The following is a 21,360-nucleotide window of genomic DNA, read 5'->3' on the forward strand; positions in this document are numbered from 1 at the left end:
GCCATGGCGGTCGTACCGGCGCGACGCGAGCCGTACCGGGAGCGGCGTGGCGCGTTTCGGCGCGCGTCCCGCCGCTGGCTCGCAGCCGGGCTCGCGGTGGCCTTGTTGTCGGCCGGTACATCCATGGCCCGCGCCGATGTGTCACGCCCGAACATCGTCGCGGCCGAGCCGCGGCGCGCGCGCGACGTCGTACCGGAGGCGGTGGTGGTGGATGAGGGCATGGCGGATCGCGACAGCGCATTGCGCACCGCTTTCGATGCATTGCCGCCGATCGCGCGCGAGGCGACCGCCATGCGCGCGCCGGACGCCGAAACCGCCGCGGACGCCGAAACCGCCGCGGACGCCGAAACCGCCGCGGATCCCGCAACGCCGTCCAATGCCGCTGTGGACCGCGCCGTCCCCGTGGAGGCGTCCGCTCCCGGCGCGGCGTCTTCACTCGACGTGGCGTCTTCTTCTGACCTGGCCTCTTTCTCCGACGTTGGGTCTTCCCCCGATGTTTCCTCCACGGCCGGCGCGGCGGACCGCGGCGCGCCGATTTCGCTCGACTTCGAGCGCGCGGCGTTGCGGGATGTATTGCAGGCGTTCGCCCGCTTCACCGGTCTGAACATCGTCGCCAGCCCGGCGATCGGCGGCGAGGCGACGCTGCGGCTGCGGGACGTGCCCTGGCGTCAGGCGTTCGCGGTTCTGCTCGACGCGCACGGGTTGGCGATGCGCGAACGCGGTCCGGTGATATGGGTCGCGCCCGCCGCGGAAATCGCCAGGCGCAGCCGCGACCGGCATGACGCGCAGGCGCGGCAAGCGGCGGCGGAGCCGCTGGCGAGCCGCGTATTCGATCTGCATTACCAGCGCGCCGAGGACATTCATCGCCTGTTGAGCGGCACGGGACAGCAACTGCTGTCCAAACGCGGGGCGGCGAGCGCGGACGTGCGCAGCAACCGGCTGTTCGTGACCGATATTTCCGGCCGGCTCGAGCAGATCGCGCGGATGATCGCCGCGTTCGACCTGCCCGCCCGGCAGGTGATGATCGAGGCGCGGATCGTCGAGGCGGACGACGGGGTATCCCGCAACCTGGGGGTGCGGCTCGGGCTGACGGGCGACGCGCCGGGTACGCGGATCGCTGCCCCGGGCGGCACGTTCTACGATCTGCCGGCGGCCGCGCTCGGCGGCATGGCGCCTGCGCAGATCGGCTTGACGCTGTTTCGGCCGGGAGTCAATCGTCTGCTGACGCTGGAGTTGAGTGCGCTGGAAGCGGATGGCCGCGGCACGATCCTGTCGAGCCCGCGTGTCGTGACCACGGATCGCAGCACGGCGATCATCGAGCAGGGCACCGAACTGCCTTACCAGGCGAAGGTTCGCAACGGCGTGTCGGGTCTGCAGTTCCGCCGCGCGTCGCTGCGGCTGGAGGTGACGCCGCACATCACGCCGGATTACCGGGTGTCGCTCGATGTACAGGTGTCGAAGGACAGCATCGGCGCCGAGACGGCCGCCGGCGCGGCCATCGACACCAAGCATGTCAAAACCCAGGTCGAGGTCGATAATGGCGGAACGGTCGCGATCGGCGGCATCTACGCGCGCGCCGAGCGGCGCGATGTCGTCGGCGTGCCGGGCCTGCAGCGGTTGCCGCTGGTCGGGGCGCTGTTTCGTCGTACCACGACGGTGTCGCGGCGCAACGAATTGATCGTTTTCATCACGCCGACCGTAGTAGAAAACACCGCTGCGGCGAAGCACTCGACAAAGCAGTCATTTTCCCCGTAAGCTGCGCCAGACGACGCGGCGCGGCCACCGCGGATTTTCGTGAAAATGAAACGGATGGGACAGCAAAAGCGTACCGGGAATGTATTTCTGATCGGGCTCATGGGCGCGGGCAAGACGACCATCGGTCGCGCGCTCGCCCGGCGGCTGGGTCGGGCCTTCTTCGACTCGGATCATGAAATCGAGGCGAGGACGGGGGTACGCGTGCCCATCATTTTCGAGCACGAAGGCGAAGAAGGGTTTCGCGCGCGCGAAGCCGAAGTCATCGACGACCTCACGCGCCGCGACGGCATCGTGCTCGCCACCGGCGGCGGCGCGGTGCTGCGCCCGGAGAACCGCGAGAAACTGATGGCGCGCGGGACGGTGGTGTACCTGTGCGCGCATCCTCACGACCTCTGGCTGCGCACGCGGCGCGACAAGAACCGGCCGCTGCTGCAGACCGAGGACCCGCGCGGCAAGCTCGAGGCGCTGTACGCGCTGCGTGACCCGATCTACCGTGCCAGCGCGCACTTCGTCATCGAGACCGGCCGGCCGTCGATCAACAGCCTCGCCAATACCGTGATGATGCAACTCGATCTGGCCGCGGACGGGATTTTCGACGAAGAGGATGACGACGGGGAGATGAAGGGGCTGGAGGCGGAAGCCGGCCCGGATCCCGCGCCCCCGGTCCCCGGGCGTACCGGCTGATCGGCTGATCGGCTGAAAATCGTCCCGGATGCCGGCGTGGCGCCGGGTTCGCGCCGCGCTCGACGGCGCTCTGCGTCATAATATCGCCATGATTACCGTCAACGTTGAACTCGGCGAGCGCGCCTACCCGATCCACATCGGGTCCGGCCTCATCGACCGCACCGATATCCTGCGCCCCCACATTGGCGGCTCCCTGATCGCGATCGTGACGAACACCACGGTTGAACCGCTCTATGGGGACCGTCTGCGACATGCGCTCAAGCCGCTCGGCATCCGCATCGAGACGATCGTCTTGCCGGACGGCGAGGCGCACAAGCACTGGGAAACGCTCAACCTGATCTTCGATCGCCTGCTCGAAGTGCGCGCCGACCGCAAGACCACGCTCGTGGCACTGGGCGGGGGCGTGGTCGGCGACATGACGGGTTTCGCGGCGGCGACCTTCATGCGCGGCGTGCCCTTCGTGCAGGTTCCGACAACGCTGCTGGCCCAGGTGGACTCGTCGGTGGGCGGCAAGACGGGCATCAACCATCCGCGCGGCAAGAACATGATCGGCGCGTTCTATCAGCCGCAGGCCGTGATCGCGGACACCGCGGTGCTGCAGACCTTGCCGCCGCGCGAACTGGCCGCCGGCATCGCGGAGGTCATCAAGACCGCGGCGGTGGCGGACAGCGGCTTCTTCGACTGGGTGGAAGCCCACATGGCGGCCTTGTCCGCCTGCGACGAGACGCTGCTGGGCGAGGCGGTGCGCCGTTCCTGCGAAGTCAAGGCGCGCGTCGTCGCGGCGGACGAGCGGGAGGGAGGGCTGCGCGCGATCCTGAATTTCGGGCATACCTTCGGGCATGCGATCGAAGCGGGGCTGGGCTACGGCGCCTGGCTGCACGGCGAGGCGGTTGGCTGCGGCATGGTCATGGCCGCGGACCTGTCCGCGCGGCTCGGTTTCATCGATGCCGCCACACGGGAACGTCTGGCGCGCGTCGTCGCGGCGGCACATTTGCCGACGCTCGGCCCCGCGCTGGGCGAGAGCCGCTATATCGATCTGATGAAAGGCGACAAGAAGGCCGAGAGCGGCGAGATCAAGTTCGTGCTGTTGAAGCGCCTTGGCGAGGCAGCCGTCAGCAGCGTGCCGCTGGCCGATCTGCAGGCGACGCTGGCCGCAACCGTGGCGCCGGCCGCCCTGCGGGTCGACGCGACCGAGACCGCGGGGCCGACGACCGGGGTGTCGGGAGCCGCGTCGGAAGTCGCATCCGGAACCGCTGCCGCGGTGGGAAATCGCGCGGGGGCGTCATGACGGGCGCTTCCCGGACGCCTCCCTGGGAAGATCTGCCGGGCGACGCGCCGGGCGCCCCCTGGGGTACGAGCACGGTTGCCAAGGCGTCCGACGGCGTGGCCGCACCGCGCGCCGACGAAATGTCGCGCGCCAATGCGATGTCTCGTGCCGGTGAGACTCCCGGTGCCACCGCAGCGCGCCATGCCGAGACGGCATCGCACGCCACCCTGGCGCCGCATACCGCCGCGTCCGCCGCGTCGTTCGTGGACGCCTTCGAAGCGGGGCTGGCGCCCTATGCGTGCCGCTCGGCCCTGTCGCGTGGCCGCCGCGAGTCCGAAGCGGTGCCCACGGCACGCAGTCAGTTTCAACGCGACCGCGATCGGATCGTCCATTCTTCCGCGTTCCGCCGTCTGGAGTACAAGACGCAGGTCTTCGTCAATCATGAGGGCGACCTGTTTCGCACGCGTCTGACGCACAGCCTCGAAGTTGCCCAGATCGCCCGGTCGATCGCGCGCAGCCTCCGTCTCAACGAGGATCTCGTCGAGGCGATTTCGCTCGCGCACGACCTCGGTCATACGCCTTTCGGGCATGCCGGGCAGGATGCGCTGAACGCCTGCATGAAAGGGCACGGCGGTTTCGAGCACAATCTGCAAAGTCTCGCCGTGGTCGACGAACTGGAGGAGCGCTACGCGCGTTTCGACGGGCTCAATCTGTGTTTCGAAACCCGCGAGGGTATTCTCAAGCATTGCTCCCGGGAGAACGCGCGCCAGTTGGGTGAACTGGGGCGGCGCTTCCTCGAAGGCGGTCAACCGTCGCTGGAAGCGCAACTGGCGAATCTGGCCGACGAGATCGCGTACAACAATCACGATATCGACGACGGCCTGCGGTCCGGCCTGTTGTCGCTGGATCAGCTCGACGAGGTCGAGGTCTGGCGCACGCATTTCACGCGCGCCCGCGAACAGTACGGCGACCTGCCGGGCCGACGCCTGATCCATGAAACCATCCGTTCGATGATCAACACGCTGATCGTCGATCTCACCGTCGAGACTGCGGCGCGGCTCAAGGCGGCGGACGTCGATTCGGTCGACGCGGTCCGCGCGGCGGGGCCGCTGGTGGGCAGCAGTCCGGAAATCGCCCGCCAGGCCAAGGAACTGAAGCAGTTCCTGTTTGCCAACCTGTACCGTCATTATCGGGTGATGCGGATGGCGAGCAAGGCGCAAAGGGTGATCACCGGGCTGTTCGACGCCTTCATCGACGATCCGCGTCTGTTGCCGCCACCGTACCAGTCGCCGGACGCCGCCCGGCAGCCGCGTCTGATCGCGCACTATATCGCCGGCATGACCGACCGTTACGCGCAGAAGGAATACCGCCGCCTGTTCATCGTCGGCGACGAAGACAACTGAGCGGGCAACGGGGCGTGTCGGATACCCGCTAGAAGCGGTAACCGATGCTGAGGTAGGCGACGATCGGGTTGAGCTGGGTCCGGACCTCGCTTTTCACCGACGCGGTACCGAACGGCGTCGCGGCCCTGGGCGTCGTCAGCGTCAGGGTGCGGCGCATCGGCAGGTAGGAGACCGACACGCCCGCATACCAGTTCGACGCGAACGCGTACGACATCCCCACGTTGAACACCGGCGACAGGCCCTTGCTGACCGAAACCTCGGTATCGCCGCCGAGCCGCTGCCTGCGGAAGGCGTCGTTGGTGATTTTGCCGTCGGTGAACCACACGTAGGACGCACCCAGGCCGACATAGGGCCGGAACGCTGCGGTGGCGGGCCTGAAATAGTACTTCAACAGCACCGCCGGGCTCCACATTCGCGCCGAACCGAGTTGCCCATAGGATTCGATCGAGCCTGCCCCGTTGATCCTGAAACGGGGCGGCACGCCCGCGGCCAGCTCGGCGGCGATGTGATCGGTCACGAAATAGGTGACGGTCAGGCCAAGCGTGTTCGCCGCACCGACCTGCGAACTGATCTTCTTGTCGGTGCGCGGGAACGACCCGCCGCCGAGTCCGATCGTGGAGTGCATCGGGTCGGTGCTGACCTGCGGCGCGACATGCATCCAGCCGGTCGAGAGCACGACGCTGCCGGCGGCCTGCGCGTGCGCGGCGCCGGCCGCGCAGAACAGCACGCCGGCAACGGCACCCTGCAGGACGAAGGGAATGCGCGGCGGCGGCTCGGCAGCACGCGATGATTCGTTTCGGACTGCTTGATGCATGAGGCGCTCCTTTGCGTGGCAAATCGGGAACGATTATCCGACGCGGTGGCGGCCCGGACCATTTGTAAGATAGAAGACGGCGTCTAGGAATTTTCTGTAGGTGGTCCGTGACGCGCCGAGCGCATACAATCGCCGCTTGTCCACCCTTTGCCGGGGACGCTCGCCGTGACCCGCACTCGTCCGCGCCTTCGCGCGTCGGGTCGGGCCAGGCCGGGTTTCCCCGGGCCGATGCCCATGGCGCGACTCGCCCGCCTGTATGTCCCCGGCCTGCCGCAGTACCTGATGCTCGACGCCCGGCCCGGCCAGCCCGCCTTCCGCGACGAGGCGGATCTCGCCAGCTTCGCCGATACCCTGCGCCGGGTCGCGCGCGAGGCCGGTTTCGCGGTGCACGCGTATGCGCTGCTGCCCTCCGGCGTGCATCTGCTCGGCAGCCCGCGCGATGCCCGCAGCGCATCGCAGACGGTGCAGGCGGTGGGGCGGCGGTACGTGGCGCTTTACAACCGGCGGCACCAGTGCAGCGGCACCTTGTGGGTGGGACGCTACCGGGCGACGGTGATCGACCCCGAGCACCATCTGCTGTTCGTCAGCCGTCTGATCGAATCGCTGGCGGCCACCGCAATGGCGGCCACCGCAGTGGCGGACCTGCCGCGGCGCTCGAGCCATGCCCATCATGTCGGGCTCGCGCTCGATCCGCTGATCACCGACCATGCGCTCTACTGGTCGCTGGGCAATACCCCGTTCGAACGGCAGCGGGTCTATCGGGAGCTCGCCGAGCAGCCGCTCGATCCCGCCGCCTGCGCCCGTGCGCTCGAGGCGACGCGCAAGGGCTGGGTACTGGGCGACGACGCGTTTCGCGAACGTTGCGCGCGGCTCGCCAACCGCCGCGTGGAACCTTTGCCGCGCGGCCGTCCCGCCAAAATCGACGATACGGCGCAGTGATCTGACCCTATTAAAACTCACCCTTTTGCGAGGCAGGGATTTAAATAGGGTCATACCATAACGAAACCTTTGTATTCCAAGGGTTGATCGCTTATATTCCGAATTCCGGCCATTCGCTCGCACCGGGGCCTGTATGGTCCTGCGAGCCCGGCGGTCGATCCAGCAGCGCAAGTCGACGCTGCACGGTCGACGTCATAAATGCGACCGCGCACCGCGCGCTCACGATAACGGTGTCCCCATGAACGATCATTCGCCATCGCCCGCCGCGTCCCTGGGCCTCCCGCCGTCCGCTCCGGGCCCGTTGCCCGCCGCGCAGGGGCTCTACGACCCGGCCAACGAGCACGATGCCTGCGGCGTCGGCTTCGTCGCCCACATCAAGGGCCAGAAGAGTCACGACATCATCCGTCAGGGTCTGAAGATCCTGGAGAACCTCGATCACCGCGGCGCCGTCGGCGCCGATCCGCTGATGGGCGACGGCGCGGGCATCCTGATCCAGATCCCCGATGCGTTCTATCGCGAGGAAATGGCGAAACAGGGCGTGAGCCTGCCGCCGGCCGGCGAATACGGCGTGGGCATCGTGTTCCTGCCGAAGGAGCATGCGTCGCGCCTCGCGTGCGAGCAGGAGCTGGAGCGCACCGTCAAGGCCGAGGGTCAGGTGCTGCTGGGCTGGCGTGACGTGCCGATCGATCATGCGATGCCGATGTCGCCGGCGGTGAAGCGCACCGAGCCGTTGATTCGGCAGATCTTCATCGGCCGCGGCCAGGACGTGATCGTCACCGATGCGCTGGAGCGCAAGCTCTACGTGATCCGCAAGACCGCGAGCCATCGCATCCAGGCGCTGCGCCTGAAGCACGGCAAGGAATATTTCGTGCCGTCGATGTCGGCGCGCACGGTGGTCTACAAGGGTCTGCTGCTGGCCGATCAGGTCGGCGTCTACTATCGCGACCTGCAGGACGAACGCTCGGTGTCGGCGCTCGCGCTGGTGCACCAGCGGTTCTCGACGAACACCTTTCCCGCGTGGGAACTGGCGCACCCGTACCGGATGATCGCGCACAACGGCGAGATCAACACGGTCAAGGGCAACGTCAACTGGCTGTCGGCGCGCACCGGCGCGATTTCCAGCGCGGTGCTCGGCGACGACCTGAAGAAGCTCTGGCCGCTGATCTACCCGGGCCAGTCGGACACGGCGTCGTTCGACAACTGCCTCGAACTGCTGGTGATGGCGGGCTACCCGCTGGTCCACGCGGTGATGATGATGATCCCGGAGGCGTGGGAGCAGCACACGCAGATGGATGCGAACCGTCGCGCCTTCTACGAATACCACGCGGCGATGATGGAGCCGTGGGACGGCCCCGCGGCGATCGCCTTCACCGACGGCCGGCAGATCGGCGCGACGCTCGACCGCAACGGCCTGCGTCCGGCGCGCTACTGCATCACCGACGGCGATGTCGTCATTCTTGCGTCCGAATCCGGCGTGCTGCCGATCCCGGAATCGAAGATCGTCAAGAAGTGGCGCCTGCAGCCGGGCAAGATGTTCCTGATCGACATGGAGCAGGGCCGCATCATCGAGGACAAGGAGCTGAAGGACAACCTGTCGAACGCGAAGCCGTACAAGAGCTGGATCGAGGCGGTGCGGATCAACATCGACGAGATCGCGCTCGATCAGGCGGACGCGGACGCGAGCCTGCACAGCGGGCGCGAGCCGGCGTCGCTGCTCGACCGCCAGCAGGCGTTCGGCTATACGCAGGAGGACCTGAAGTTCCTGATGGCGCCGATGGCCGCCGCGGGCGAGGAGGCGATCGGCTCGATGGGCAACGATTCGCCGCTGGCGATCATGTCCAACAAGGACAAGACGCTCTATCACTACTTCCGGCAGCTGTTCGCGCAGGTGACGAATCCGCCGATCGATCCGATCCGCGAGAACATGGTGATGTCGCTGGTGTCCTTCATCGGGCCGAAGCCGAACCTGCTCGACACCAACAACGTCAATCCGCCGATGCGGCTGGAAGTCTCGCAGCCGATCCTCGATTTCGACGACATCCAGAAGATCCGCAGCATCGATCAGTACAGCGGCAACAAGTTCCGCTCGTACGTGCTGGACATCACCTACCCGGTGCTGTGGGGCAAGGAAGGCATCGAGGCGCGCCTCGCGTCGCTGTGCGCCGAGGCGATCGACGCGGTGCGCTCGGGCTTCAACATCCTGATCATCTCGGACCGCAACACGGACCGCGAGCAGGTCGCGATCCCCGCGCTGCTCGCCACGTCCGCGGTGCACAGCAACCTGGTGGAGAAGGGGCTGCGCACCAGCACCGGTCTGGTCGTCGAGACCGGTTCGGCGCGCGAGGTGCATCACTTCGCGCTGCTCGCCGGCTACGGCGCCGAGGCGATCCATCCGTATCTGGCGATGGAAACGCTGGCCGGACTGGCGAAGGACCTGCCGGGCGAGCTGTCGCATGAGAAGGCGGTCAAGAACTTCATCAAGGCGGTGGGCAAGGGCCTGTTGAAGGTGATGTCGAAGATGGGCATCTCGACCTATATGTCCTACACCGGCGCGCAGATCTTCGAGGCGATCGGTCTGTCGCCCCAGCTGATCGGGCAGTACTTCAAGGGCACCGCGTCGAACGTCGGCGGCATCGGCATCTTCGAGGTGGCCGAGGAGGCGGTGCGCATGCACCGCAAGGCGTTCGGCGACGATCCGATCCTGGCGAACATGCTCGACGCCGGCGGCGAGTACGCGTTCCGCGTGCGCGGCGAGGACCATATGTGGTCGCCCGACGCGATCGCCAAGCTGCAGCACTCCACGCGCGCGAACTCGTACCAGACGTACAAGGAATACGCGCAGCTGATCAACGACCAGGGCCGCCGGCACATGACGCTGCGCGGACTGTTCGAGTTCCGCGTCGATCCGGCGCGGGCGATCCCGCTCGACGAGGTCGAGTCCGCGAAGGACATCGTCAGGCGCTTCGCGACCGGGGCGATGTCGATGGGCTCGATCAGCACCGAGGCGCACACGAGTCTCGCGATCGCGATGAACCGCATCGGCGGCAAGTCGAACACCGGCGAGGGTGGCGAGGATCAGCGGCGTTACCGCAACGAGTTGCGCGGTATCCCGATCACGGACGGCGACACGCTGGCCGGCATCATCGGCCACGATGCCGTGGTGCGCGACATCCCGCTGCTCGCGGGCGATTCGCTGCGCTCGAAGATCAAGCAGGTCGCCTCGGGCCGCTTCGGCGTGACCGCGGAGTATCTGTCCTCGGCCGACCAGATCCAGATCAAGATGGCGCAGGGCGCGAAACCCGGCGAGGGGGGGCAGCTGCCCGGCCACAAGGTCAGCGAATACATCGGCAAGCTCCGTTATTCGGTGCCGGGCGTGGGGCTGATCTCGCCGCCGCCGCACCACGACATCTATTCGATCGAGGATCTGGCGCAACTGATCCACGACCTGAAGAACGTCAACCCGAAGGCCGACGTGTCGGTGAAGCTGGTGTCCGAGGTGGGCGTGGGCACGATCGCCGCCGGGGTCGCGAAGGCGAAAGCCGATCACGTCGTGATCGCGGGCCACGACGGCGGCACCGGCGCCTCGCCGCTGTCGTCGATCAAGTACGCGGGTTCGCCCTGGGAACTGGGCCTGGCCGAGACGCAGCAGACGCTGGTGCTCAACCGCCTGCGCTCGCGCATCCGCGTGCAGGCCGACGGCCAGATGAAAACGGGCCGCGACGTGGCGATCGCCGCCTTGCTGGGCGCCGACGAATTCGGCTTCGCCACCGCGCCGCTGGTGGTGCAGGGCTGCATCATGATGCGCAAGTGTCACCTGAACACCTGCCCGGTGGGCGTCGCGACGCAGGATCCGGTGCTGCGCGAGAAGTTCTCCGGCCAACCCGAGCACGTGATCAACTTCTTCTTCTTCATCGCCGAGGAAGTGCGCGAAATCATGTCGCAACTGGGCATCGCGCGTTTCGACGACCTGATCGGGCGCGTGGATCTGCTCGACACGAAGAAGGGCATCGCGCACTGGAAGGCGAAGGGCCTGGATTTCTCGAAGATCTTCCATCAGTCCACGGCGCCGGACGACGTGCCGCGCCTGCATGTGGAGACGCAGGACCATGGGCTGGACAAGGCGCTCGACCACATCCTGATCGAGAAGTCGAAGGCCGCGATCGAGAAGCAGGAACACGTGTCCTTCATCCAGCCGGTGCGTAACCGCAACCGCACGGTGGGCGCGATGCTCTCCGGCGCGATCGCGAAGCGCTACGGTCACGACGGCTTGCCGGACGACACGCTGCACATCCAGTTGAAGGGTACGGCCGGTCAGAGTTTCGGCGCCTTCCTGGCCAAGGGCGTGACGCTCGATCTGGTGGGCGACGCGAACGATTACGTGGGCAAGGGCATGTCGGGCGGACGCATCATCGTGCGGCCGACCAACGATTTCCGCGCGAAGGCCGAGGAAAACATCATCTGCGGCAATACCGTGCTGTATGGCGCGGTGGAAGGCGAGGCGTTCTTCCGGGGCGTGGCGGGCGAGCGTTTCGCGGTGCGCAACTCGGGCGCGACGGCGGTCGTCGAGGGCACGGGCGACCATGGTTGCGAATACATGACGGGCGGCACGGTGGTGGTGCTGGGCGAGACCGGACGCAATTTCGCGGCCGGGATGTCGGGCGGCATCGCCTATGTGTTCGATCCGGACGGCAGCTTCGCGACGCGCTGCAACATGTCGATGGTCAAGCTCGAACCGATCCTGCCGCGCGGCGAGCAGGAACGCACCGTCGACACCGGTCTCTGGCATACGGGGCAGACCGACGAGGCGCTGCTCAAGAGCCTGATCGAGCGGCATTTCCAGTTCACCGGCTCGCTGCGGGCGAAAACCCTGCTCGAGGACTGGGACGGCGCGCGCCGCCAGTTCGTCAAGGTGTTCCCGAGCGAATACCTGCGCGCGCTGGGCGAGATGCAGGCCGCACGTCTGCGCGCATCGACCGAGGACACCGTGGTCGCCGTCTGACGCGGGGCGCGAAGCCGCGGCGGCGTCCGTCGTCCCGGCTTCGCTCGCCCCTGCACCGAACGCACCGTATCGTCGATACCGGCCGTCGGGAAAGGATCGCCGCGATCGCGGCTTCGTCCCCGGCCGGATTCCGCCACCACCGCATCAGCAGCAGGATCGAACAAAAAATGGGCAAGGCAACCGGTTTCCTCGAGTTTGAACGACTCAGCGAACACTACGAGGCGCCGACGGCGCGTCTCAAGCATTACAAGGAATTCGTCTTCGCGCTGACCAACGACGAAGCGAAAGTGCAGGGCGCGCGCTGCATGGACTGCGGCATTCCGTTCTGCAACAACGGCTGCCCGGTGAACAACATCATTCCGGATTTCAACGATCTCGTGTATCGCGACGACTGGCGCAACGCGATCGAGGTCCTGCACTCGACGAACAATTTCCCGGAATTCACCGGACGCATCTGCCCGGCGCCGTGCGAATCGGCGTGCACGCTCGGCATCAACGACGATCCGGTCGGCATCAAATCGATCGAACACGCGATCATCGACCGCGCCTGGGCCGAGGGCTGGGTCGCGCCGCAACCGGCGACGCAGCGCACCGGCAAGAAGGTCGCGGTGGTGGGATCGGGGCCCGCGGGTCTCGCGACGGCGCAGCAGCTCGCCCGCGCCGGTCACGACGTGACGGTGTTCGAGAAAAGCGACCGGATCGGCGGTCTGCTGCGCTACGGCATCCCGGACTTCAAGCTCGAGAAATGGCTGATCGACCGCCGGATGCGTCAGATGGAAGCCGAGGGCGTGGTTTTCAAGACCAGCACCTTCGTGGGTCGCGACGCACCGCCCGCCTTGTTCGGCAACCCGGCGCGCGAGTCGATCACGCCGGATCAGCTGCGCGAGCAGTTCGACGTGGTCGTGATCGCCGGCGGCAGCGAAACGCCGCGCGACCTGCCGGTGCCGGGGCGCGAGCTGGGAGGGGTGCATTTCGCGATGGAATTCCTGCCGCAGCAGAACCGGGTGGAGGCGGGCGACGCGCTGCCCGAGCAGACGCGCGCGGCCGGCAAGCATGTGATCGTGATCGGCGGCGGCGATACCGGCTCGGACTGCGTGGGCACGTCGAACCGGCACGGCGCGGAAAGCGTCGTCCAGTTCGAACTGCTGCCGCGCCCGCCCGAGCAGGAAAACAAGCCGCTGGTCTGGCCGTACTGGCCGACCAAGCTGCGGACTTCGTCGTCGCACGACGAAGGCTGCGAGCGCGACTGGTCCGTGGCGACGAAACGCTTCGAGGGGCGTAACGGCAAGGTCGAGAAGCTGATCGCCGCGCGGGTCGAATGGAAGGACGGCAAGATGCAGGAAGTGCCGGATTCGGAATTCGAACTGAAGGCCGATCTGGTGCTGCTGGCGATGGGTTTCGTCGCGCCGATGCAGGCGGTGCTCGACGCGTTCGGCGTGGAGAAGGATCCGCGCGGCAATGCGCGCGCGGCCACCGACGGCGATCAGGCCTACGCGACCAACGTGCCGGGCGTGTTCACCGCCGGCGACATGCGTCGCGGCCAGTCGCTGGTGGTATGGGCGATCCGCGAAGGGCGGCAGTGCGCGAAGGCCGTCGATACCTTCCTGATGGGCGAGTCGAACCTGCCGAAGTGAGCGCGGGGCGGGGTGGTTTTCCACCGCCCCGCGTCAGGCCGCATGTTTCAGGTCTTCACGCCAGATCCAGATGCGCGGAGTGGAAGGCGTCGAGCGTGTCGCGATGCCCGACGCTGATGACCGTCGTCCCGGGCAGGCGTTCGATCAGCAGGCGGTACAGCACCGCCTCGGTCGCCGTGTCCAGCGCGCTGGTCGCTTCATCCAGGAAGACGATATCCGGCTTCTGCAGCAGGACGCGGGCGAAGGCGACGCGTTGCTGTTCGCCGGGCGACATGAGACGCGCCCAATGGGTGGATTCCAGCAGACGCTCGCCGAAATCAGCCAACTGACAAGCGTTCAGCACGTCCTCGCATTGCGCATCGGTAAACGCCGCGGCGTCGGACGGATAGCACAGGTTCGCCTTCAGGGTGTCGATCGGCATATAGCTTTGCTGCGGCACGAACAGCAGCCGGGCCCCCACCGGGATGTCGATCGTGCCGCTGCCGAACGCCCAGAGTCCGGCCAGCGCGCGCAGCAGGGTGCTCTTGCCGGAGCCCGAGGGTCCTCGCACCAGCCAGCGCGATCCCGGCGCGGCGACGATGTCGGTAATCGTACTCAGCGCCTCGCCGTTCGGCCGGTCCAGCACGAGCCCATGCGTCTCGACCGTGCCATTGTCGATACGGTGCAGATTGATGCCGCCCGCCAGCGTCGCCGGCGATTCGGTCTCGGCGAAATGCTGCTGGTCGATCGCGCGGCGGAATTCCCGCAGCCGGTTGACCGTGGCGCGCCAGTTGGCGAGCGTCGAGAAGCTGCCGATGAACCAGGACATCGAATCGCTGACCTGGCCGAACGCGCTGTTGATCTGCATCAGCACGCCGAGCGAAAAGGCGCCGGCGAAGTATTGCGGACCGGCCGCGATCAACGGGAAGATGATCGCCACTTGTCCATATACCGAATTCACCAGCGTCAGCCGCTTGGTCAGCCGCATCACCATGCGCCAGTTGTCGCGGATCCGGAGGAAGGCATCGCCCACGCGAAGGGTCTCGGTATCGGCGCCGTCGTACAGCGCGACCTGTTCGGCGCTCTCGCGCAAACGAATCAGCATGAAGCGGAAATCAGCTTCCACCCGCTGTTGCTGGTAATTGATGGTCACCAGCGGCCGGCCGACCCTGAACATCACCACCGAACCGACGAGCGCGTAGAGGAACGCCACCCAGACCATATAGCCGGGGATGTGAATCGGCACATGGAACAGCGTGATCGACAGCGCGCCGGCAACCGTCCACAGAATGGTGATGAAAGAAAACAGCGTCACCAGCGTGGAGAGCAGGTCGAGCGACAGCGCCAGCGTGGTCGACGCCAGGCCTTGGAGATCGTCGCTGATCCGTTGATCGGGATTGTCCGCCAGCCGGTCGCGCTCGATCCGGTAGAACGCATGATCCTCCAGCCAGCGGTGCACGTAATTGTTCGTCAGCCATTGCCGCCAGCGAAATTCGAGCATCTGCCGGAAATAGATCCGATAAATGGCGATCAGCACATACGGAAAGACGATGAACACAAACTCGATCAGCGAATGCCGGAACGCGGCCGCGTCGCGTTTTTGCAGCGAATCGTAGAATCCGACGTTCCAGGAATTGAGCCGGACGTTGATGTAGACGATCGCCAGATTCATCGCGACGACCAGGGCGAGCAAGCCGCGCGCCGACCATTTCTGCTCCGACACCCAGAACGGGCGGATCAGGCTCCAGGCCGTGATTTTCTTTTCCGTGATGATGATGCGGTCCTCCAGGGAGTGCAGATCCGGGACAATATCGAGATATCGCGCAGGCAGAGAATAACGCGTGATGCATTTTTCCGTATCTTCCTTAAAGGCAAATTAAGACACGCATGCAACAAAGTAGAATTTTTCGAGATGATTGCGGTGCCGCCGTTCGACGCGGTTTCCACACCGCTCCGGCACGGACCCGGCGCGGCGCTTAACGTCGCGCGCGATCTGTGATGTAATGAGGCGTGATGAAACGGGGGTGCTGCGAACGCGGGACGGTTTGCGGCTGAGAGAGTCCCTTGGCACCCGATCCGGGTAATACCGGCGAGGGGAGTTTCCGCCGCGCCTTGGCGCGGCCGACCGCCTTGGGGCGCCCGCCCCAGTTGCAACGGCACTGCTGTGCGCCGCCGGCATGGTCCTCCACGCGAAATACGCGAGGCCGCCCATCCGGTTTGCCGCCGCGCCGCTTCTCTCCCGCTCATCGTTCCGGTTCCGGGCTCGCTCCCGGCTCTGTTGTGCGCCCGCGCTCGCATTTCGGCATGTCGTTTTTGGCGTGTCGTCCCGGCGTGTCGTCTCGCGCACTCCGGTATTTCGCAGATGACGATGACCCTGAATTCCCTGGAAAGCGACGCCATGCGTCCCGACGTGGCGATCGTGGGCGCCGGCCTGGCCGGACGCCTGCTCGCCTGGCGCCTGGCGCGCGACGGGCTGCGTGTCGCTTTGTTCGAACGCGGCGATCCGCATGGCCGCGCGGCCGCCGCCTGGGTGGCCGCGGCGATGCTCGCGCCGCTGGCCGAAGCAGCGGTGGCCGAGCCGTTGCTGGTGGCGCTGGGCGAGGCGTCGCTGGGCCGCTGGCCGCGCTGGCTGGCCGAGTTGCCGGCACCGGTGTATTTCCAGCGCAACGGCACGCTGGTGGTGTGGCATGCGGCCGACCAGGCCGATGCGACGCTGTTCCAGCGGCGCGTAATGGCGAACGCGCCGGCGTCGATGCGAGACGGCCGCATCGCGACGCTCGACGGCGCCGGGCTCGCGCGTGTCGAACCGGCGCTCGGCGGCCGCTTTCAGCAAGGCTGGCTGCTCGACGGCGAAGGGCAACTCGACAATCGCCAGTTGCTGGCGGCGCTGGATCTCGCGCTGGCCGCACACGGCGTGCCGATCCATGCCGGCGTGGCGGTGGACGCGGACAACTGGCCCGATGCCGGGCTGACGATCGATTGCCGCGGCCTGGGCGCAAGGCCGTCCCTGCCGGGTTTGCGCGGCATCCGCGGCGAGGTGGTGCGCGTGGCCGCCCCCGGCATCGGTCTGCAGCGCCCGGTGCGTCTGCTCCATCCGCGTTATCCAATCTATATCGCGCCGAAGCAACAGGACCGTTATGTCATCGGCGCGACGGAAATCGAGAGCGACGACGATTCGCCGGTGAGCGTGCGCTCCGCCCTCGAATTGCTGTCGGCGGCGTTTTCGGTGCATCCGGGTTTCGGCGAGGCGCGCATTCTCGAACTGAATTCACAGTGCCGGCCGACGCTCGCCGACCAGCGGCCGGCGATCGTGTTCGACGCCGCGGCGTACGCGCCAGGCGGGGCGGGAGCGGGAACGGGCCGGGAGCGCGCACCGCGTTTCGCGGTCAACGGCCTGTACCGGCATGGTTTCATGATCGCGCCGGAAGTCGTCAACGAGGCGGCGACGCTCGCGCGCGTCCTGCTCGACCACCCACGCGATGCGTGCGCGGGCTTCGCCGCGTGGCACGCGGCCACACCCTGGCCGGAACTGGCGTCCGGCGTCCGGTTCCCTGCGGCGAGCGGCGACGCTGACCGCCATCCCGACGCCGCTCGCCGTTCCGGCGCGTCCGCGCCCGCGGCCGTCGATCATTCTTCTCCGACCGACCGATTCCCATGCAGATCCTGATCAACCAGCAAGCGCTCGAACTCGCCGAGCCCGCCATGGTCGCCGACGCGCTCGCCGCGTTCGACGCCCGTCCGCCGTTCGCCGTCGCGGTAAACGGGCAGTTTCTCGCCCGCTCGCGGTATGCGCTGCAGCCGCTCGCGCCGGGCGACCGGCTCGACGTCGTGCGGCCGGTCGCAGGCGGCTGATGGACCTGGCCGGGCCGGACCGGACCGGTCTTGAAGGACCGCGGGCCGGGAACCGGCCCGAACCTGGAACGGTCTCGAGCCGGGTGTGAAGCGCACTCTTTGAAGCACCCTTTGAAGCACCCTTGGGGACACTGTCATGAACGCTGAAAACGCCGGGGCCGCGATGCGCTCCGGAATCGCCGATGCCGCCGTCGATACCGATGCGCCACTGACGCTGTACGGCGAAACCTTCGCCAGTCGCCTGTTGCTCGGCACGGCCCGCTATCCGTCGCTGGCCAGCCTGGTCGATGCGATCCGTGCGGCCCGGCCGGCGATGGTCACCGTCGCCCTGCGTCGGCAACTCGCCGGCGCGCAGGGGGCGGACGGCGCGCAGGGCGGCGAGGCCTCGTTCTTCGAGACCCTGCGCCGCGAGGGGCGGCCTTTCCTGCCGAACACCGCCGGTTGCCAGTCGGTCGACGAGGCGGTCAATACCGCACGCATGGCGCGCGAGGTGTTCGGCACCGACTGGGTCAAGCTCGAACTGATCGGCGACGACTATACCTTGCAGCCCGATCCGGTCGCGTTGATCGAGGCCGCGGCGATCCTGATCCGCGAGGGCTTCAAGGTGCTGCCTTACTGCACCGAGGATCTGGTCGTCGGCCGGCGCCTGCTCGATGCCGGTTGTCAGGCCCTGATGCCCTGGGCCGCGCCGATCGGCACCGGCCGGGGGGTGGCGAACCCCCATGCGCTGCGTTTGCTGCGCGAGCGCCTGCCCGATACCCCGTTGATCGTCGATGCCGGGCTGGGAGTGCCGTCGCATGCCTGCCAGGTGCTGGAATGGGGCTTCGACGGGGTTCTCCTGAACACGGCGGTGTCGCAGGCGACGTCGCCGCCGCGCATGGCGGCGGCATTCGCCGCGGCGGTGGCGGCCGGGCGCGACGCGCGGCGTGCCGGCCCGATGCCGGAGCGCGCCGCCGCGCAGGCGAGCACCGCGGTCGTCGGCATGCCGTTCTGGCACCAGGCGGGCGCCACGTCATGAGCTCCGGGCGGATGAACGCCGGACAGGCAGGCCCCGGGCAGGCGCTGGCCGCGGGCGAGATTTTCTGGCCCCCCGCGGACGCGCTCTCGGCCGCCGCGGAAACGATCCGCGCTACGTTGGGCGACTGGCCGGCGGCGACGGTGCAGTGGCGCTTCTGTCTGACGCCGCCGCGCGACCCGGCATGGATGGCGGAGCGGCACACGGTGCTGATCGTCGCGGTGGCGCCGGCCGACCGCGCGCTGGCCGACTGGCAGGCCCGCGGCGCCACGCTCATCGATGTTTCCGGCGACCTGACGGTCCTGATCGCGGATGGCGAACGGCATGCGCTGCGCGGCGCACGCACCGACGACTGGCTCGCCGCGCTCGCCGCCTTCGTCGATTGCGGCTTTGTCCTGCGCGACGCGTTGTGCCTCGCGCTTGCCTGGCGTGCGCCGGGCGCCTGGCCGGACCGGCTCGCCGATTTCCCCGATCTTCCCGGCCTGCCGGAACGGACCTGGCGCTTCCCGCCGTGCCCGTCCGCGCTCGGGCTGTATCCGGTGGTGCCGGATGCCGACTGGGTCGAGCGCCTGATCGCACTGGGCGTGCGCACGATTCAGCTGCGGGTAAAGATGGCCGACCCGATGGCCGACCCGATGGCCGACCCGGCAGCGCTGCGCGAACAGATCGTCCGCGCCGTGGCCGCCGCGCGCCGGGCGCCGGACGAGGTGCGGCTCTTCATCAACGATCATTGGCGGCTGGCGGTCGAGGCGGGTGCCTACGGCGTCCATCTCGGACAGGAGGACATGGCGGACGCGGACCTCGGCGCGATCGCCGCCGCCGGCCTGCGTCTGGGTCTGTCCACGCACGGATATTACGAAATCCTGCATGCCTGGCATTTCCGCCCCAGCTATATTGCCTGCGGCGCGGTATTTCCCACCGCCACGAAAGTCGTCAAGACCGCTCCCCAGGGGGTGTCCCGGATCGCCGCGTACCAGCGGCTGTTGCGGGACGCGGTGCCGGTCGTCGCGATTGGCGGGATCGACCTCGCGACGCTGCCGGAGGTCCTGGCCACGGGCGTGCGGAGCGCGGCGGTCGTGCGGGCCGTCACCCATGCCGACGAATTGCCCATGGCGGTGAACGCGCTGCTCGCCGCTTTCACGCATAATGGCCCAATGCAACGATAATGGCGGGAACGCCGTTTGCTGCGGCGCGCTGGATAGGCTGGACGCGCGCCGGGCAGGGGTCCGACGCGTGCCGCGTATGCATCGTTCGTCGGCATTGTGTTGGCTGGCGGACAGCCTGCGCCCCGGGATCGCCTATAATCCCCCTTTCATGCGGATGCGTCCCCGATACACGAGGCGCTTTCGCACGCCATCATCCTGAATCATCGCCATAAGGAATCGCCCGAGCCGTGCCAAGCGTTAATTCCGAAATAGTGCTCGAATTGCGCGATGTCGCGTTCGGTTATGGAGAGCGCCTGGTCCTTTCCGGCCTGAACATGCAATTTCGACGGGGCCAGGTGGTCGCCGTCATGGGCGGGTCCGGGTGCGGCAAGACGACGGTACTGAAACTGATCGGCGGGCTCGTGCGCGCCAGCGGCGGCCAGATCCGTTTCGGCGGCGAGGATATCGGTGCGCTGGGCGCGAAAGGGGTCTACCGGCTGCGCCGCAAGATGGGCATGCTGTTCCAGTTCGGCGCGCTGTTCACGGACCAGACCGTGTTCGAGAACGTGGCCTTCCCGCTGCGCGAGCATACCGATCTGCCCGAGGAACTGATCCGCGATCTGGTTCTGATGAAACTGAACGCGGTGGGCCTGCGCGGCGCGCGCGACCTCGCGCCCTCCGAAATCTCCGGCGGCATGGCGCGGCGAGTCGCGCTCGCGCGGGCGATCGCACTGGACCCGCAATTGATGATGTACGACGAACCGTTCGCGGGACTCGATCCGATCTCCCTCGGCATTACCGCGAACCTGATCCGCACGTTCAATCAGGCACTGGGCGCGACGTCGATTCTCGTCACGCACGATGTGCCGGAATCCTTCGCGATCGCCGATTACGTGTATTTCATCGCCAATGGCGGCATTGCCGCCGAAGGCACCCCGGACCAGTTGCGCGCGTCGACGGACCCGGCGGTGCGCCAGTTCATCGACGCGGCGCCCGACGGGCCGTTCCGGTTTCATTACCCCGGCGTGCCGCTGGAGGCCGATTTCGGCATGGGCGCGGCGTCGAAAGGGGGCGCGCGATGATCAGTTCCCTTGGCAGGGGCGTGCTGTCGGGCATCGGGCGTGCCGGCTACGCGGCGCGCATGTTCGTCAAGCTGGTGCTGCTGCTCGGCCCGCTGCTGCGACGGCCCCGGCTAGTGACGCGCCAGATCCTGTTCGTCGGCAATTACTCGCTGCTGATCATCGCGGTGTCCGGCCTGTTCGTCGGTTTCGTGCTGGGTCTGCAGGGGTACTACACGCTGTCGCGGTACGGCTCGGAACAGGCGCTCGGGCTGCTGGTGGCCCTGTCGCTGGTACGTGAACTGGGTCCGGTGGTGGCCGCCCTGCTGTTCGCCGGGCGCGCCGGCACGTCGCTGACCGCCGAGATCGGCCTGATGAAGGCCGGCGAGCAATTGATGGCCATGGAAATGATGGCGGTGGATCCGATGCGTTATGTCGTCGCGCCGCGTTTCTGGGCGGGCGTGATCTCGATGCCCATCCTGGCCGCCATTTTCAGCGCGGTCGGCATCTTCGGCGGCTATGTGGTCGGCGTGCTCATGATCGGCATCGATCAGGGCGCGTTCTGGTCGCAGATGCAGGGGGGCGTGAATGTCTGGGCGGATGTCGGCAACGGCGTTCTGAAGAGCCTGGTGTTCGGTTTCGCGGTGACCTTCATCGCGCTGTACCAGGGCTTCGAGGCGAGCCCGACGCCGGAAGGCGTCTCCCGCGCCACCACCCGCACGGTGGTGTATGCATCGCTGGCCGTGCTCGGCCTGGATTTCCTGCTCACCGCGCTGATGTTCGGCAACTGACTACAAAGGATTTCTCGAAAGAGAA

15 protein-coding genes and 1 riboswitch are annotated in these 21,360 nt (G+C 67.3%); of the genes, 13 read left to right on the forward strand and 2 right to left on the reverse strand.

What is annotated here, in order from left to right; genetic code table 11:
- Positions 1-3 precede the first annotated feature (3 nt).
- The 4 genes from OVY01_RS14000 to OVY01_RS14015 all read left to right on the forward strand — a co-directional run bounded on the left by OVY01_RS14000 (position 4) and on the right by OVY01_RS14015 (position 5,109).
- The gene (locus tag OVY01_RS14000) at positions 4-1,755 is read left to right on the forward strand and encodes a type IV pilus secretin PilQ (protein ID WP_267848219.1); all 1,752 of its coding nucleotides are present in this window, start codon (positions 4-6) and stop codon (positions 1,753-1,755) included.
- Between the two features lie 54 nt (positions 1,756-1,809).
- A complete protein-coding gene (locus tag OVY01_RS14005; protein ID WP_267848279.1) occupies positions 1,810-2,439 on the forward strand; it encodes a shikimate kinase in 630 nt (209 codons plus the stop codon).
- 88 nt (positions 2,440-2,527) lie between these two features.
- A complete protein-coding gene (gene aroB, locus OVY01_RS14010; RefSeq protein ID WP_267848220.1) occupies positions 2,528-3,727 on the forward strand; it encodes a 3-dehydroquinate synthase in 1,200 nt (399 codons plus the stop codon).
- 137 nt (positions 3,728-3,864) lie between these two features.
- Complete coding sequence (locus OVY01_RS14015) at positions 3,865-5,109, forward strand: deoxyguanosinetriphosphate triphosphohydrolase (RefSeq protein ID WP_267848280.1); 1,245 nt, start codon at positions 3,865-3,867, stop codon at positions 5,107-5,109.
- A 28-nt stretch (positions 5,110-5,137) separates the two neighbouring features.
- Here OVY01_RS14015 and OVY01_RS14020 read toward each other — a convergent pair whose 3' ends face one another.
- Positions 5,138-5,923, reverse strand: a complete 786-nt coding sequence (locus OVY01_RS14020; RefSeq protein WP_267848221.1) for an OmpW/AlkL family protein — start codon at positions 5,921-5,923, stop codon at positions 5,138-5,140.
- A gap of 234 nt (positions 5,924-6,157) precedes the next feature.
- Between OVY01_RS14020 and OVY01_RS14025 the strand changes: the two genes are divergently transcribed.
- The 3 genes from OVY01_RS14025 to OVY01_RS14035 all read left to right on the forward strand — a co-directional run bounded on the left by OVY01_RS14025 (position 6,158) and on the right by OVY01_RS14035 (position 13,495).
- Positions 6,158-6,862: a transposase gene (locus OVY01_RS14025; protein WP_267848222.1), complete on the forward strand. Its 705-nt coding sequence runs from the start codon at positions 6,158-6,160 to the stop codon at positions 6,860-6,862.
- A gap of 238 nt (positions 6,863-7,100) precedes the next feature.
- Positions 7,101-11,861 (forward strand): glutamate synthase-related protein, encoded by a 4,761-nt coding sequence (locus OVY01_RS14030; protein ID WP_267848223.1) that lies wholly within the window; start codon positions 7,101-7,103, stop codon positions 11,859-11,861.
- A 167-nt stretch (positions 11,862-12,028) separates the two neighbouring features.
- A complete protein-coding gene (locus tag OVY01_RS14035; RefSeq protein WP_267848224.1) occupies positions 12,029-13,495 on the forward strand; it encodes a glutamate synthase subunit beta in 1,467 nt (488 codons plus the stop codon).
- A gap of 55 nt (positions 13,496-13,550) precedes the next feature.
- On the opposite strand, the gene OVY01_RS14040 is transcribed toward OVY01_RS14035, so the two are convergent.
- Positions 13,551-15,272: an ABC transporter ATP-binding protein/permease gene (locus OVY01_RS14040; protein WP_267848281.1), complete on the reverse strand. Its 1,722-nt coding sequence runs from the start codon at positions 15,270-15,272 to the stop codon at positions 13,551-13,553.
- Positions 15,273-15,484: 212 nt separating this feature from the next.
- Positions 15,485-15,589, forward strand: a riboswitch (TPP riboswitch).
- A 253-nt stretch (positions 15,590-15,842) separates the two neighbouring features.
- Here OVY01_RS14040 and OVY01_RS14045 point away from each other — a divergent pair.
- From OVY01_RS14045 to mlaE, 6 genes are all read left to right on the forward strand, one after another.
- Positions 15,843-17,141 (forward strand): FAD-dependent oxidoreductase, encoded by a 1,299-nt coding sequence (locus OVY01_RS14045; RefSeq protein WP_267848225.1) that lies wholly within the window; start codon positions 15,843-15,845, stop codon positions 17,139-17,141.
- Positions 17,129-17,326 (forward strand): sulfur carrier protein ThiS, encoded by a 198-nt coding sequence (gene thiS / locus OVY01_RS14050; protein ID WP_267848226.1) that lies wholly within the window; start codon positions 17,129-17,131, stop codon positions 17,324-17,326. The genes OVY01_RS14045 and thiS overlap by 13 nt, the downstream gene beginning before the upstream one ends.
- Before the next feature lie 163 nt (positions 17,327-17,489).
- A complete protein-coding gene (locus OVY01_RS14055; protein ID WP_267848282.1) occupies positions 17,490-18,344 on the forward strand; it encodes a thiazole synthase in 855 nt (284 codons plus the stop codon).
- Positions 18,341-19,507, forward strand: coding sequence for a thiamine phosphate synthase (locus tag OVY01_RS14060; protein WP_267848227.1), 1,167 nt, complete (start codon positions 18,341-18,343; stop codon positions 19,505-19,507). The genes OVY01_RS14055 and OVY01_RS14060 overlap by 4 nt, the downstream gene beginning before the upstream one ends.
- Positions 19,508-19,734: 227 nt before the next feature.
- Entirely contained in the window at positions 19,735-20,568 is an 834-nt protein-coding gene (locus OVY01_RS14065) for an ABC transporter ATP-binding protein (protein ID WP_267848228.1), read from the forward strand.
- On the forward strand, positions 20,565-21,335 hold the full coding sequence (mlaE, locus tag OVY01_RS14070; RefSeq protein WP_267848229.1) for a lipid asymmetry maintenance ABC transporter permease subunit MlaE: 771 nt from the start codon (positions 20,565-20,567) through the stop codon (positions 21,333-21,335). The genes OVY01_RS14065 and mlaE overlap by 4 nt, the downstream gene beginning before the upstream one ends.
- Positions 21,336-21,360: the final 25 nt, after the last annotated feature.

The sequence above is a fragment of the Robbsia betulipollinis genome, from assembly GCF_026624755.1.
Lineage (GTDB): Bacteria > Pseudomonadota > Gammaproteobacteria > Burkholderiales > Burkholderiaceae > Robbsia > Robbsia betulipollinis.

Bases quoted from the DNA above. Each gene is read 5' to 3' on its own strand.
- OVY01_RS14015 (WP_267848280.1), top strand. From the start codon at position 3,865: ATGTCTCGTGCCGGTGAGACTCCCGGTGCCACCGCAGCGCGCCATGCC.
- OVY01_RS14055 (WP_267848282.1), top strand. From the start codon at position 17,490: ATGCGCTCCGGAATCGCCGATGCCGCCGTCGATACCGATGCGCCACTG.
- aroB (WP_267848220.1), top strand. From the start codon at position 2,528: ATGATTACCGTCAACGTTGAACTCGGCGAGCGCGCCTACCCGATCCAC.
- OVY01_RS14005 (WP_267848279.1), top strand. From the start codon at position 1,810: ATGGGACAGCAAAAGCGTACCGGGAATGTATTTCTGATCGGGCTCATG.
- OVY01_RS14030 (WP_267848223.1), top strand. From the start codon at position 7,101: ATGAACGATCATTCGCCATCGCCCGCCGCGTCCCTGGGCCTCCCGCCG.
- thiS (WP_267848226.1), top strand. From the start codon at position 17,129: ATGCAGATCCTGATCAACCAGCAAGCGCTCGAACTCGCCGAGCCCGCC.
- OVY01_RS14035 (WP_267848224.1), top strand. From the start codon at position 12,029: ATGGGCAAGGCAACCGGTTTCCTCGAGTTTGAACGACTCAGCGAACAC.
- OVY01_RS14000 (WP_267848219.1), top strand. From the start codon at position 4: ATGGCGGTCGTACCGGCGCGACGCGAGCCGTACCGGGAGCGGCGTGGC.
- mlaE (WP_267848229.1), top strand. From the start codon at position 20,565: ATGATCAGTTCCCTTGGCAGGGGCGTGCTGTCGGGCATCGGGCGTGCC.
- OVY01_RS14045 (WP_267848225.1), top strand. From the start codon at position 15,843: ATGACCCTGAATTCCCTGGAAAGCGACGCCATGCGTCCCGACGTGGCG.
- OVY01_RS14020 (WP_267848221.1), bottom strand. From the start codon at position 5,923: ATGCATCAAGCAGTCCGAAACGAATCATCGCGTGCTGCCGAGCCGCCG.
- OVY01_RS14060 (WP_267848227.1), top strand. From the start codon at position 18,341: ATGAGCTCCGGGCGGATGAACGCCGGACAGGCAGGCCCCGGGCAGGCG.
- OVY01_RS14025 (WP_267848222.1), top strand. From the start codon at position 6,158: ATGGCGCGACTCGCCCGCCTGTATGTCCCCGGCCTGCCGCAGTACCTG.